This is a genomic window from Variovorax sp. CAN15 (assembly GCF_030462475.1).
Taxonomy (GTDB): Bacteria; Pseudomonadota; Gammaproteobacteria; order Burkholderiales; family Burkholderiaceae_C; genus Variovorax.
Genome location: NZ_JASMRZ010000004.1, coordinates 94,904 through 107,932, shown reverse-complemented (window position 1 = coordinate 107,932; position 13,029 = coordinate 94,904). Strand labels below are relative to the sequence as shown.

Genomic DNA, 13,029 nt, shown 5'->3' with positions numbered 1-13,029 from the left:
GTGGGTGAAACGGGGCATTTTAGGACCGTGACCGGGACAAGTGGCGGCCCGCTCGCCCCACCTCCCCCGGGGGCTGGCCGGAGCGCGTGGCGCGTTTCCCGTGGCGCAAGCCCCATCGCACATCGCGAAATGGCATAGAAAGCCCCGGGGACGAAAAAACGGCCCCGGGTACAATGCGAACTTCTCTCGTTGACGACGTTCAACACTGCTCCGGGCCGCCCAGCCAATTCTTCCGGCGGCGCCTTCCGTTCTTTTTCTTCCTTTTCTCCCTGTGGGGAGCTTGGTCAGGTCCTCCATGTCTGATTTAAGTCTTCAACTGCAGCAGGCCGCGAGCCAACTTCCAGTTTCCGCGTATTTCGACGAGGCGCTCTTCGCCCGCGAGATGCAGAACCTTTTCTCGCGAGGGCCCCGCTATGTCGGCCATCGCCTGGCCGTGCCCGAGATGGGCGACTTCCACACCCTGCCCCAGGAACACCAGGGCCGTGCACTCGTCCACACGCCCAAGGGCGTGGAACTGATTTCCAACGTCTGCCGCCATCGCCAGGCCCTGATCCTGCAGGGCCGGGGCCAGCTCGAGAGCCAGTCGGGCGGCAACATCGTCTGCCCGCTGCACCGCTGGACCTACGCCGCGAGCGACCCGCGCACCACCGGCACGCTGATCGGCGCCCCCCACTTCGAGCAGGACCCCTGCCTGAACCTGCACAACTACCCGCTCACCGAGTGGAACGGCCTGCTGTTCGAGAAGAACCCCGACGGCTCGGGCCCCGACGTGGCGGCCGACATGGCCGGCCTCGGCCCGCAGGCCGACCTGGACTTCAGCGGCTACGCGCTCGACCGCGTCGAACTGCACGAGTGCAACTACAACTGGAAGACCTTCATCGAGGTCTACCTCGAGGACTACCACGTCGGCCCCTTCCACCCCGGGCTGGGCAGCTTCGTCACCTGCGACGACCTGCGCTGGGAGTTCAAGCCGCGCTATTCGGTGCAGACGGTGGGCGTGGCCAACCGCCTGGGCCGCGCGGGCAGCCCGGTCTACCAGAAGTGGCAGGAGCAGCTGCTCAAGTACCGCGAGGGCAAGCCGCCGAAGTACGGCGCCATCTGGCTGACCTACTACCCGCACGTGATGGTCGAGTGGTATCCGCACGTGCTCACGGTGTCGACCCTGCACCCCGTGAGCCCGACGAAGACGCTCAACATGGTCGAGTTCTTCTACCCCGAGGAAATCGTCGCCTTCGAGCGCGAGTTCGTCGAGGCCCAGCAGGCCGCCTACATGGAGACCTGCGTGGAAGACGACGAGATCGCCGAGCGCATGGACGCCGGCCGCCGCGCGCTGATGCTGCGTGGCGACAACGAGACCGGTCCCTACCAGAGCCCGATGGAAGACGGCATGCAGCAGTTCCACGAGTGGTACCGCACCGCAATGCAGAACGCCTGAGTCGATGAACGCAGTGACACCCGCAGGTGTTCAGGGAACACCGAGGAACCGGCTTTGCCGGGCCTCTGGTGTTGCCCCCGGTGAGGGGGCAGGAGAAGCGACACGAAGTGCGCGAAGCCTGGGGGAGAGCCAATAGTGCAAGCCCTGTGGATGGTGCTGGGAGCTTTCCTGTTCGCCACGATGAGCGTGGCCGTGAAAGTCGCCTCGGCGTGGTTCAACAGCGGCGAGATGGTGCTCGGGCGCGGCCTGATCGGCATCGTGTTCCTCTGGCTGCTGGCGCGCAACCGCGGCGTGTCGCTGGCCACCCGCTACCCCGGCATGCACGCCTGGCGCAGCACCATCGGCGTGGTGTCGCTGGGCGCGTGGTTCTATGCCATCGCCCACATGCCGCTGGCCACCGCCGTCACGCTCAACTACATGAGCAGCGTGTGGGTCGCGGCCTTCCTGGTCGGCGGCGCGCTGCTGGCCTGGGTGCCGGTGCCCGGGCGCGACGGCCGCGTGGAGCGCCCGCCGCTGCAGGGCGCGCTGGCCATGACGGTGCTCGCGGGCTTCGTGGGCGTGGTGCTCATGCTCAAGCCCAGCGTGAACGGCAACGAAGGCTTCGCCGGCCTGCTGGGCCTGCTGTCGGGGCTGACGGCCGCCTTTGCCTACATGCAGGTGGTGGCGCTGTCGCGCATCGGCGAGCCCGAACTGCGCACGGTCTTCTACTTCGCGGTGGGCTCGGCAGTGGCGGGCGGCATCGCTACGGCATTCACTGGCTTCTCGGGCGACACCTCATGGACGTGGCAGCATGCGCTGTGGCTGCTGCCGATCGGATTCCTGGCCGCCCTCGGACAACTGTGCATGACCCGCGCATACGCCACCGCCAAGACGCAGGCCGGCACGCTGGTCGTCGCCAACCTGCAGTATTCGGGCATCGTCTTCGCGGCGTTCTACAGCGTGGTGCTGTTCGACGACCGCATCGACGCGGCCGGCTGGGCGGGCATGGCCCTTATCATCGCCAGCGGCATTGCTGCAACCGTGTTGCGACAACGGGCGGTGCCCAAGGCACCCGCCGAGGAACACTGAGCGAACCACGCAACGGCATCGCCGGATTTTCAGATTTCGAAGGAGCAGACGCCATGTACACCACCCTCATCTCCGTCGAACAGCTCCAGCGGCTGCAGGCCGGCGGCCAGCCCTTCATGGTGTTCGACTGCAGCTTCGAGCTCATGAAGCCCGAAGCCGGAGCGCAGCTCTACGCGGCCGCGCACATTCCGGGCGCGCTCTACGCCAACCTCGACACCGACCTCAGCGCGAAGCACGGTGCCCCCGGCGCGCACGGCGAGGTGGTCGTGGCGCAGGAAGACGGCGTGCCCGCCTCGGGCGGACGCCATCCGCTGCCCAGCCGCGAGAAGTTCGCGGCGTGGCTCTCCAGCGTCGGCTTCTCCAACGATATGCAGGCCGTGGTGTACGACCGCAACGGCGCCAACTACTGCGGCCGCCTGTGGTGGATGCTCAAGTGGATGGGCCACGACGCCGTGGCCGTGCTCGACGGCGGGTTGCAGGCCTGGCAGGCCGCTGGTGGCGAGGTCACCGGCCGCGAGGAGCCCGCGCGCTTCCAGTCGAACTTCGTCGCGGGCGAGCCCGTCGCGAAGCTCGTGACCACTGAAACAGTGTTGCGCCGGCTCGGCCAGCCTGACCAGAACCTGATCGACGCACGCGCCGGTGCACGTTACCGCGGCGAGGTGGAACCTCTGGACCCGATCGCCGGTCACATCCCCGGGGCCCTCAACCGGCCTTTCGCCGACAACCTCGGCCCGGACGGCAAGTTCAAGCCGGCATCGCAATTGCGTGCCGAGTTCGAAGCGCTGCTCGCGGGACGCGATGCGGCGACCGTCGTCCACCAGTGTGGCAGCGGCGTGAGCGCCGTGCCCAACCTGCTCGCCATGCAGATCGCGGGATTCGGGACGACCGCGCTCTATGCCGGCAGCTGGAGCGAATGGAGCAACACGCCGGGGCTGCCGACCCGGCAAGGCGCTGAACCATGAAGCACATCCGACTCCGACGCACCGCCGGTCTCGCAATCGCAGCCGCGCTCTTCGCGGCGGCCCCGTTCCTCACCGCACAGGCCCAGCAGCAGCACGCCCACGTGCACGGCCAGATCAAGCTCGATGTGGCCGTCGACGGCCCCACGGTGGTGATCGACATGGAATCCCCGCTCGACAACATCGTGGGCTTCGAGCGCGCACCCAAGACCGACGCCGAGAAAAAGACCGTCGAAGAGGCCGTCGCCCAGCTGCGCGCGGCCGACAAGCTCTTCATCGTCGACCCCGCCGCCAACTGCAAGCTGGGCCCGGTCGACCTGCGCTCCGGCGCATTGGGCCTCGGCAACCCCGACCCGAACGAGCCCGTCGGCCATGCCGACCTCGACGCCACCTTCTCCTTCAACTGCACCAACGCGGCCGCCGCGAAGTTCATCGACCTGAACCTGTTCGGTGCGTTCAAGGGCCTGCGCCAGATCGACTCGCAGATCGCCAGCGCGCAGGGCCAGTTCAAGCGCCAGCTCAAGCGCCCCGCCGGCGCCCAGGCCTCGCAGCCCGCGCGCCTGAGCTGGGGCAAGTGACGCCGTGAGCGCCCATCCACAGGCGGAGACCCCGTCTGCCCTGCGCGTCGTGCTCGCGGCCGAGGCGCTGCGCTTCACATGGTCCTCGGCCAAGGCCCCCTGCATCGACATCGAGGCCTTCCGCATCACGGCCGGCGAATCGGTGTTCCTGCATGGCCCGAGCGGCTGCGGCAAGAGCACGCTGCTATCGCTGCTGGCCGGCGTGCTGGTGGCCGACGAAGGCCGCGTCACGCTGCTGGGCCACGACTGGTCCAAGCTCTCGGGCACGCAGCGCGACCGCTGCCGGGTGGCGCACGTGGGCTACATCTTCCAGCAGTTCAACCTGCTGCCTTACCTGAGCGTGATCGACAACGTCCTGCTGCCCTGCCGCTTCTCGCAGCGGCGCGAGGCCAATGCATCGCGCAACGGCAGCTCGCGCGGCGAGGCCGAGCACCTGCTCGACCAGATGGGCCTGGACCGCAACCTGTGGAAGCGACAGGCGCTGCAGCTCTCCGTGGGCCAGCAGCAGCGCGTGGCCGCCGCGCGCGCGCTCATCGGCCAGCCCGAGGTGGTGATCGCCGACGAGCCCACATCCGCCCTCGACGAGGACCGGCGCGAAGCTTTCCTCGACGTGCTGCTGACGGCCTGCGCCGAGCACCACAGTGCGCTGGTGTTCGTGAGCCACGACCAGCGCATCGCACAACGCTTCGCGCGGCATGTGCTGCTGCCCGAGATCAACCGCGCGGCCACCAGCGCGATGGCAGTGGACGCATGAAGGCACTTTTCTCCATTGCATGGCGCAGCGCCTGGAACCGGCGCTTCACGCTCGCGCTGACGATGTTCTCCATCGCGCTGTCGACTTTCCTGCTGCTGGGCGTGGAACGCATCCGCACAGAACTGCGCGAGAACTTCGCATCCTCCGTCTCGGGCACCGACCTGATCGTGGGCGCGCGCACCGGCTCGACGCAGCTGCTGCTGTACTCGGTGTTCCGCATCGGCGCAGCCACCAACAACATTTCTTGGAAGAGCGTGCAGGCGCTCGCGGCGCATCCGGGCGTCGACTGGGTGGTGCCGCTGTCGCTGGGCGATTCGCATCGCGGCTTCGCGGTACTGGCCACCTCCCCCGACTACTTCACGCACTTCCGCTATGGCGACAAACAGACGCTGAAGCTGCGCGAGGGCAAGCCCTTCAGCGAGCTGTTCGATGCGGTGGTGGGCGCCGAAGTGGCCGACAAGCTGGGCTACCACGTGGGCCAGAAGATCACGCTTTCGCATGGCAGCGGCGAGCTCAACGTAGCCGAGCATGCGGACAAGCCCTTCACCGTGGTGGGTGTGCTCGCGCGCACCGGCACGCCGGTTGACCGCACGGTGCACATCGGCCTCGCGGCCATGGAAGCGATCCACCTCGAATGGGTGGGCGGCGCGCCGATGCCGGGCGTGCACATCTCGCCCGAGCAGGTGCGCAAGTTCGACCTCACGCCCAAGAACGTGACGGCCGTGCTGGTGGGCCTGAAGAACCGTGCGGCCGTGTTCGGCGTGCAGCGCTGGATCTCGACCTACACCGGCGAACCGCTGATGGCCATCCTGCCCGGCGTGGCGCTCGACGAACTCTGGAGCGTGATCGGCATCGGTGAGAACGCACTGCTGCTGATGTCGGCACTGGTCGCGTTGGTGAGCCTCGCGGGGCTGGTTTCGGTGGTGATGGCCGGTCTCAATGAACGCCGCCGCGAGCTTGCGGTGCTGCGCGCAGTCGGTGCAGGTCTGCGCCACGTGCTGGCGCTGCTCGCGCTCGAAGGCGCGCTGGTCACCGTGCTCGGCGTGGCGCTGGGCGTGGTGATGGCGGTGCTTGGCATCGCCCTGCTCTCGCCATGGCTGCAGTCGCAGTTCGGGCTGACACTGAGCCTCTCAGAACCTACACTGAACGAATGGCTGCTGATGGCAAGCCTGCTGGTCGCCGGATGGCTGGCAAGCCTCCTGCCCGGCATTCGCGCCTATCGCCTCTCCCTTGCAGACGGCCTCTCGCCGAGGATTTGAACCATGCCCTTCGTACGAACCACGACGTCCACGAGCAGAGCTTTCACCCGGCTTTCAATCCTGATCGCCGGTGCCGGCCTCGCAGCAGCCGCATGGGCCGCCGAGCCCGCGCCCAAGGACACTACCGCCACCAACCCGCTGGGCGGCAAGGCGGCGGCGCCGGCAGCCGCCAAGGCCACGCCTGGTCAGCCGCGCCAGATCACCTGGGAAGAGCTGGTGCCCAAGGACTGGGACCCGGCCAAGGAGTTCAAGGGCATGGACCTGAGCGCGCTCGACGACGGCGACCCGCGCGCCAACGAACTGCTCATGAAAATGCAGGAGGTGTCGAACAACGCACCGACCAATCCTGCGATGAACGGCGCCGAGATCAAGATCCCGGGCTTCATCGTGCCGCTCGAAGAAGCAAAGGGCGAAGTCACCGAGTTCCTGCTGGTGCCCTACTTCGGCGCCTGCATCCACACGCCGCCACCGCCGGCCAACCAGATCCTGCACGTGGTGCCGCAGAAGGGCGCCAAGTTCCGCGCGATGGACACGGTGTGGGTGACGGGCAAGCTGCAGACGCTGCGCAACGATTCGATGATGGGCGTGAGCGGCTATCACGTGAGCGCGGCCACCGTCACGAAGTACACCGGCGGCGCCAAGTAGAAGGCGGCGGATAAGGCGGCCGAGAAGAGGCCGCAGCCTCCGCGCCCTGTGGTTCTGCGCCGACAGGCTTGACGGCACGGAACCGACACAGACCGTTGCATCCGCGGCGCAAGCTTTGTCATCGCTTGATGCCGAGTTCCGTTGAAGAAGTCCGGGTATGCCCCCGGGCGTCTTCATGGAAATCCAGATGACAAAAAACTTCTCTAACGCCCCGCGGCTGTTGACGCTCTCGCTGTGCATCAGCGCCCTCGTCCTCGCAGGCTGCGACAAGGCTGCTACCAATACCCCCGCTCCCCTCGCATCGACGCAGGACCCGGCTGCCTCCGTGCCACCGCCGTCGGTGCCGCAGACGCAGCAGCAGCCTCCAGCCGCCACGCCCGTACAGGCAGCCTATACGCCGCCCACTGCCGACAAACTCTACGAGTTGGTCGCGCCCATCGCGCTGTACCCCGACAAGCTGGTCGCGCAGATACTGGCCGGCGCCACCTATCCCGACCAGATCACAGCCGCGCACGACTGGCTCGCGCAGAACCGCAACCTCAAGGCCGGCCCGCTGGCCGATGCGGCCAACCAGCAGCCCTGGGACCCGAGCGTGAAGTCGCTCACTGCCTTCCGCCCCGTGGTCGACCAGATGGCCGGCAACATTCCCTGGACGCAGGCGCTTGGCCAGGCCTACTACAACGACCCGACCGACGTGATGAACGCGATCCAGGTCATGCGCCAGCGCGCCGCGAAGGCCGGCCGCCTCAAGAACAACGACAAGATGCGCGTGGTCACCGCCGCGCCGCCGCCGAACTACGCACCTTCGCCCGACCTGCAGCCCGTGTACGCCGGCCCGGCCGTGATCGAGGCGCCGCAGGAGTTCATCACCATCGAGCCCGTGCAGCCCGACGTGGTGTACGTGCCCGCCTACGATCCTCAGGTGATCTACGGCGAGCCACAGCCGGTGTATCCGGGCTATGCCTACGCACCGCCAGTCCAGGTGGTGTCGTCGCCGGGCTACAGCGGCGGCCAGGTGCTGGCCGCCGGTGCGCTCGCCTTCGGCGCGGGCGTGATCGTGGGCGCCGCGCTCGAGCGCCACGACTGGGGCTGGCATTCGTGGAACATGAACTGGGGCGCACCGCGCTGGCGCGACCGGGGCCCCGCTCCGCGGCCGGCCTTCGCGCGGCCCGCCGTGGTCTACAACAACAGCACCTACATCTCGCGTTCGACCACGGTGGTCAACAACGTGCGCAACGTCAACGTCTACAACAACAATGCAGGGCCACGCGGCGTGCTGCCGCCGGGAGCGCCGCCCAACTTCGCGGCGGGCCCGGCCGCCGCGCAGCAGTTGCAGCAACAACAGCAGCGGGCCCTCTTCGCCCAGCAACAGGCGCAACAACAGCAGCAACAGCAACGCCTTCAGCAGCAGGCCGCGCTCGCGCAACAGCAGCAACAGGCACGCGCCCAACAGCAAGCACAGCAACGGCAACAGGAGCAGGTGCGGCGCCAGCAGGTCATGCGGCAACAGCAGGCCCAGAACCAGGCCCAGAACCAGGCCCGCCAGCAACAACAGACGGCGCAGCAGGAACAGATGCGGCGCCAACAACAGGCTCAACAGCAAGCCCAGCAGCAGCAGGCGCGCGAGCAACAGGCACGTCAGGCTCGCGGCCTGATACAGCCTCAACAGCAACAACAAGCCCAGCAACAGGCACAGCTCGCGCAGCAGCGCCAGCAACAGCAGGCCGCGCAGGAGCAACGGCGCCAGCAGCAGGCCCAGCTGGAACAATCACGCAGCCAGCAGAACCAGCAGGAACAGATGCGCCGCCAACAGCAGCCCGATCAGCAAGCACGCGCGCAGCAGCAGGCGCAGCGGCAACAGGATCAGATCCAGCGCCAGCAGGCAATGCAGCAACAGCAGGCTCGGAACCAGGCCCGCCAACAGCAGATGGCGCAGCAGGAGCAGATGCACCGTCAGCAACAGGCTCAGCAGCAACAGGCCGCGCGCGTGCAGCAACAGCAGCAACAACAACTGCAGGCCATGCAACAGCAGCGCCAGCAGCAGATGCAGCAACAGCAAGCCCGCGCGCAGCAACAGGCGCAGCAGCAACAACAGGCCCAACAGCAACAGCAGCGCATGGCTGCAGCGGCGGCCGCCGCGCGGCAGCACCAGCCACGCCGCCCCGGCGAACCCGACCGGCCGCAGTAGCGCGCCCGCGCCGCCGCATGACGGCGGCGCTTTCCCTCAACCTCAGTTCTTGCCGATCTCGGTCAGCAGCCGCGTCACGAGATAGACGCGCGGCACGATCGAATCGACCTCGATGTACTCGTCTCGCGCGTGATAGCCGAAGCCCGCGAGGCCGAAGCTCTCGACCACCGTGGCCTTGCCCGAGCGGCCAGCGTAGCCCGCGTCGGTGCCGCCACCGGTCATCGGCGTCAGCGCGAGGTCGCGGTCGATTTCCTTGTAGATGGCCTGCGCCTTCTCGGCCAGCGCGCGGCCCTTGTCGCCCGCGATGAAGGCCGGGCGGCCCACTGCCACCTTCACCGTGGTCTCGGTGTCGGGAATCAGCTTGCCCGACGCGATCTTCGCTTGCAGCGCCTCGGCGAGCTTCTTCTCGGCGCCGGGCTGCGTGATGCGGATGTCGCCCTGCGCCTGCGCCTTCTCGGTGATCTGGTTGAGCGGCCCGGTGGCGCGCGCCACGGTCCAGTTGAGCGTGGCGCCAGGGATGTCCTTGGCGAGGTCCTTGGTCTGCAGCATCTGGTACGAGAGCTCGTACAGCGCATTGCGGCCGAGCTCTGGCGCGGCGCCCGCGTGCGACGCGCGGCCCTTCACCTCGAGCGTGGCGGTGGCGATGCCGGCCGCGCCGAGCAGCAGCGACTCGCCCTTGACCACCGACTTCGCCACCGTCGGCTCGAAGGACAACACCGTGTCGTGCTGGTCGGCCATGGTCGCGATCAGCTCGCCGGAGCCGAGCGAGCCCACTTCCTCGTCGGGGTTCATCAGCACGGTGAGCGTGTCGTAGTCGCGCCAGCCGGCGTCGGCCAGGATCTTCAGCGATGCCAGCATGACCGCGAGGCCACCCTTGTCGTCGGCGATGCCGGGACCGTAGATGCGGTTGCCGTCGACCTTGTAGGGCTGGCTGCCGAGGATGCCCGGCGCGTACACCGTGTCCATGTGGCCCTGCAGCATGATCTTGCGCTTGCCCGTGCCCTTGAGCGTGCCGATCACGATGTCGGCGCCCGCGCCGGCCGTCGCCTTGCGGCGTTCGGTCTTGAAGCCGGCCGCCTTCAGGCGCCCTTCCACCACGTCGGCCATCTTGAGCAGGCCATCGACGTTGAGGCTGCCCGATTCGATCAGCACCATCTCCTTGAGGTTGTCGATCACCGCGGGCTGTGCCTTCTCGGCGGCGGCGAGCAGCTTCGCATCGGGCGCGGCCTGGACTGCGGCGGCGCCGAGCACGAGGCCACAGGCCAGCGCAACCGAGCGCAGGGGAAGGAAGGACGAAGACAGGGAGCGCATGGTCATGAGTTTTCTCTTTTCATGTAGTGAGTCGCGAGCGCCAGCATAGCGGCGCGGCACGCTCCGGCGCACTCCGGAAAACCCAGACCCGCTCAACGCTTGCGGGCCACGATGAAGGGCCGCCTGTCCTTGTCCTTTCCCCTGGAAGAATGGCTCTCGGTGGCAAGAATTCCGAAGCCCGCGTCGTGGATATGCCGGCCCAGTTCTGTCGCACAGAAGACAACTGCATGGGGCGCCACGCGGATCGCATGCATGGCTGGCAGCAAGACGCGCCCGATGAGCGGATTCATGTCGCCGATGCAGGGTGTCTTGGAGACGAACACGCCCTGCGGCGCGAGCAATGCGTGGATGCAGCGCAGCGTGCCAGGCAGGTCATGGACCAGATGCAGATAGTTGAAACCGAGCACGGCATCGAAACGCGCGGCCTCCGGCATCAGCTCCTCCACGGTCGCGGCGCGGAATGCAAGCGAAGGAACGGGTGCGGCGGCGAGCTTCTCTTCGGCGATCGCGATCATCCCGCTGGAGATATCAGTCGCAAGGTATTCGCCCACATGGCCCGCCAGGCGCAGCGCGGTCGAGCCTGTTCCGCAGCCCAGCTCAAGCACCCTCGCGTCCGGGCTCAACAGGGCGCGGGTCCGCTCCAGCGTGCGCTCATACCCGGCCTGGTCGGCCACGGCGCCCTTCGCATACCTTCGCGAGATCCGGTTCCAGAATGCGGCGTCGCTCGCCAGGCTCATCGCCGTGCGGCCTTCTTTGCCACGGCGGCCGGCTTTCGCGCGGGCTTCAGCGCAGGCGCCTCGCGCGCCGACTGCATGTGCCCGCTCTCGCCGATGGTCATGCCCACGATGCGCGCGAGCTGGCGGCTCACGCTGATGTACGCGTGGCCCAGGCGGCTGTCGAAGTACAGCGAGTCGCCCTTGGCCATGCGCACCACCTCGCCGTTGTCGAAGTGCACCTCGATCTCGCCCGACAGCACGTAGGCGAACTCCTCGCCGCCGTGCCGCACGAAGTCTTCCGGGCCGTGGATCTTGCGAGCGTGCACCGTGCCGACGATGGGGCTCATCTGCTTGCCCGCCGCGGTGGTGCCGAGGAACTCGTAGGCGATGGAAAGTCCCTTGTAGACCACGCCCTTGCCCGCGCGCGTGACCACCGGCCCGTCGAGCTGCGCGGGCTTGATGCCGGCGCCCGCGAACATGGCGTTCATGTCCATGTCCAGCGCGCGGCCCAGCGCCGTGAAGTTCTCGTAGCCCAGCGCGAGCTGGCCGCGCTCGGCGCGCGAGATGGTGGTGATCGACACGCCCGAGCGCTCGGCCAGTTGCGCCAGCGTCCAGCCGAAGCGCTTGCGCGCGGCGCGCAGGCGGTTGCCGAAGGTGGCGCGGTCCAGCGTGGGCGGCTCGTCCCTGGGCTTCGTGCCCGTCTTGGTCCCTGTGTGTGGATTCACGCTTGGCTTTCTCTTGTGGTGCCGGAGATTCTGCCAGCCGGGGGGCGCGCCATCCATGCCGACCCGCGTGACGCAGGCGCGGAAGTTGCGTATACGCAAATTGCGTGAACGCAAATTTCACCGGCACGGTGCATCATGGTTTCCCCTTGTCACCCCTGAATAAATTTGCGTATCCGCAAATTTCTTCCTACACTTTTCGTCGATGACTTCCAGCACTGCAGAGCCCGTCGTGGCTGACTTCCTCGTGATCGGCGGCGGCATCGCCGGGGCCTCGGTGGCCCACTGGCTCGCGCCGCACGCCCGCGTGATCCTTCTCGAACGCGAATCGCAACCCGGCTACCACTCCACCGGCCGCTCCGCCGCCCTCTTCATGGAAAGCTACGGCACCGCGCAGGTGCGTGCCCTCACCATGGCGAGCCGCGCCTTCCTCGAACATCCGCCAGAAGGCTTCAGCGAGCACCCGCTGCTCACGCCGCGCGGCGCGATGATGGTCGCGGGCGCCGACCACATGGCCGAGCTCGAAGCCCACTGGCAGGTGCTGCGCGACATGAACACCGGCGCCTCGCGCCTGAGCGGCGAAGAGGCGCGCGAGATGGTGCCGGCCTTGCGCCCCGAGCAGGTGCAGGGCGCCGTCTACGAGCCTGATGCGTCCGACATGGACGTGCACGCCATCCACCAGGGCTATCTGCGCGGCATGCGGCGCGCGGGCGGCAAGCTGGTGTGCGATGCGGGCGTGACGGCCATTCAACGCGTGGGCGACCGCTGGCGCGTGGAAGCCGGCGGCGCGGTGTACGAAGCGCCCGTGGTGCTCAACGCGGCCGGTGCATGGGTCGACACCATCGCCCGCATGGCCGGCGTGCCGCCGCTGGGCATCGAGCCGCGCCGGCGCTCGGCGTTCATCTTCGCGCCGCCCGATGGCCAGAGCGTGGCGCACTGGCCCATGGTGTTCGGCGCCGACGAGGGCTGGTACATCAAGCCCGACGCCGGCATGCTGCTCGGCTCGCCGGCCAATGCCGATCCGGTCGAGCCGCAGGACGTGCAGCCCGAAGAGATGGACATCGCCATCGCCATGCATCGCATCGAGGAAGCGACCACCCTCGCCATCCGCCGCCCCACGCGCACCTGGGCCGGCCTGCGTTCCTTCGTGGCCGACGGCGACCTGGTCGGCGGCTTCGAGCCCGGCGTGCCCGGCTTCTTCTGGGTGGCCGCGCAGGGCGGCTACGGCATCCAGACATCGGCCGCCATGGGCGAGGCCTGCGCCGCGCTGGCGCGCGGGCTGCCGCTGCCAGAGCGCATCGCCTCCTTCGGGCTCACGGCCGAAATGCTGGGCCCGCAGCGGCTGCGCACGGCTGCAGGCTGAGCCCGGCCCACCCTCGACAACAAACACAAAC

General features: G+C 68.0%; 12 protein-coding genes. 9 read left to right on the top strand and 3 right to left on the bottom strand.

Features of this window, described 5'->3' with window-relative positions:
- Nucleotides 1-295: 295 nt before the first annotated feature.
- From QMO14_RS05320 to QMO14_RS05285, 8 genes are all read left to right on the top strand, one after another.
- Nucleotides 296-1,435 (top strand): aromatic ring-hydroxylating dioxygenase subunit alpha, encoded by a 1,140-nt coding sequence (locus tag QMO14_RS05320; protein WP_301505195.1) that lies wholly within the window; start codon nt 296-298, stop codon nt 1,433-1,435.
- Nucleotides 1,436-1,585: 150 nt separating this feature from the next.
- A complete protein-coding gene (locus QMO14_RS05315) occupies nt 1,586-2,503 on the top strand; it encodes a DMT family transporter (RefSeq protein ID WP_301505384.1) in 918 nt (305 codons plus the stop codon).
- Between the two features lie 53 nt (nt 2,504-2,556).
- Nucleotides 2,557-3,465 (top strand): sulfurtransferase, encoded by a 909-nt coding sequence (locus QMO14_RS05310; RefSeq protein ID WP_301505194.1) that lies wholly within the window; start codon nt 2,557-2,559, stop codon nt 3,463-3,465.
- Entirely contained in the window at nt 3,462-4,040 is a 579-nt protein-coding gene (locus QMO14_RS05305; RefSeq protein ID WP_301505192.1) for a DUF2796 domain-containing protein, read from the top strand. Before QMO14_RS05310 ends, QMO14_RS05305 begins: the two co-directional genes overlap by 4 nt.
- A gap of 4 nt (nt 4,041-4,044) precedes the next feature.
- Nucleotides 4,045-4,794: an ABC transporter ATP-binding protein gene (locus tag QMO14_RS05300; RefSeq protein ID WP_301505190.1), complete on the top strand. Its 750-nt coding sequence runs from the start codon at nt 4,045-4,047 to the stop codon at nt 4,792-4,794.
- Complete coding sequence (locus QMO14_RS05295) at nt 4,791-6,053, top strand: ABC transporter permease (protein ID WP_301505188.1); 1,263 nt, start codon at nt 4,791-4,793, stop codon at nt 6,051-6,053. The genes QMO14_RS05300 and QMO14_RS05295 overlap by 4 nt, the downstream gene beginning before the upstream one ends.
- 3 nt (nt 6,054-6,056) lie before the next feature.
- Nucleotides 6,057-6,698, top strand: coding sequence for a DUF3299 domain-containing protein (locus tag QMO14_RS05290; RefSeq protein ID WP_301505186.1), 642 nt, complete (start codon nt 6,057-6,059; stop codon nt 6,696-6,698).
- 187 nt (nt 6,699-6,885) lie between these two features.
- Nucleotides 6,886-8,886, top strand: a complete 2,001-nt coding sequence (locus QMO14_RS05285; RefSeq protein WP_301505185.1) for a DUF3300 domain-containing protein — start codon at nt 6,886-6,888, stop codon at nt 8,884-8,886.
- A 42-nt stretch (nt 8,887-8,928) separates the two neighbouring features.
- Here the strand turns inward: QMO14_RS05285 and QMO14_RS05280 are convergent, their stop codons facing one another.
- The 3 genes from QMO14_RS05280 to QMO14_RS05270 form a co-directional block, all read right to left on the bottom strand.
- The gene (locus QMO14_RS05280; RefSeq protein ID WP_301505184.1) at nt 8,929-10,203 is read right to left on the bottom strand and encodes a glutamate carboxypeptidase; all 1,275 of its coding nucleotides are present in this window, start codon (nt 10,201-10,203) and stop codon (nt 8,929-8,931) included.
- An 86-nt stretch (nt 10,204-10,289) separates the two neighbouring features.
- Nucleotides 10,290-10,934 carry a bifunctional 2-polyprenyl-6-hydroxyphenol methylase/3-demethylubiquinol 3-O-methyltransferase UbiG gene (locus tag QMO14_RS05275; RefSeq protein ID WP_301505182.1) on the bottom strand — a complete coding sequence of 215 codons (645 nt, stop codon included), beginning with the start codon at nt 10,932-10,934 and terminating at the stop codon, nt 10,290-10,292.
- Nucleotides 10,931-11,638 (bottom strand): helix-turn-helix domain-containing protein, encoded by a 708-nt coding sequence (locus QMO14_RS05270; protein ID WP_301505180.1) that lies wholly within the window; start codon nt 11,636-11,638, stop codon nt 10,931-10,933. The genes QMO14_RS05275 and QMO14_RS05270 overlap by 4 nt, the downstream gene beginning before the upstream one ends.
- 202 nt (nt 11,639-11,840) lie before the next feature.
- On the opposite strand from QMO14_RS05270, the gene QMO14_RS05265 reads away from it, so the two are divergent.
- Nucleotides 11,841-12,998: an FAD-binding oxidoreductase gene (locus QMO14_RS05265; RefSeq protein ID WP_301505178.1), complete on the top strand. Its 1,158-nt coding sequence runs from the start codon at nt 11,841-11,843 to the stop codon at nt 12,996-12,998.
- The last annotated feature ends 31 nt before the right edge of the window (nt 12,999-13,029 follow it).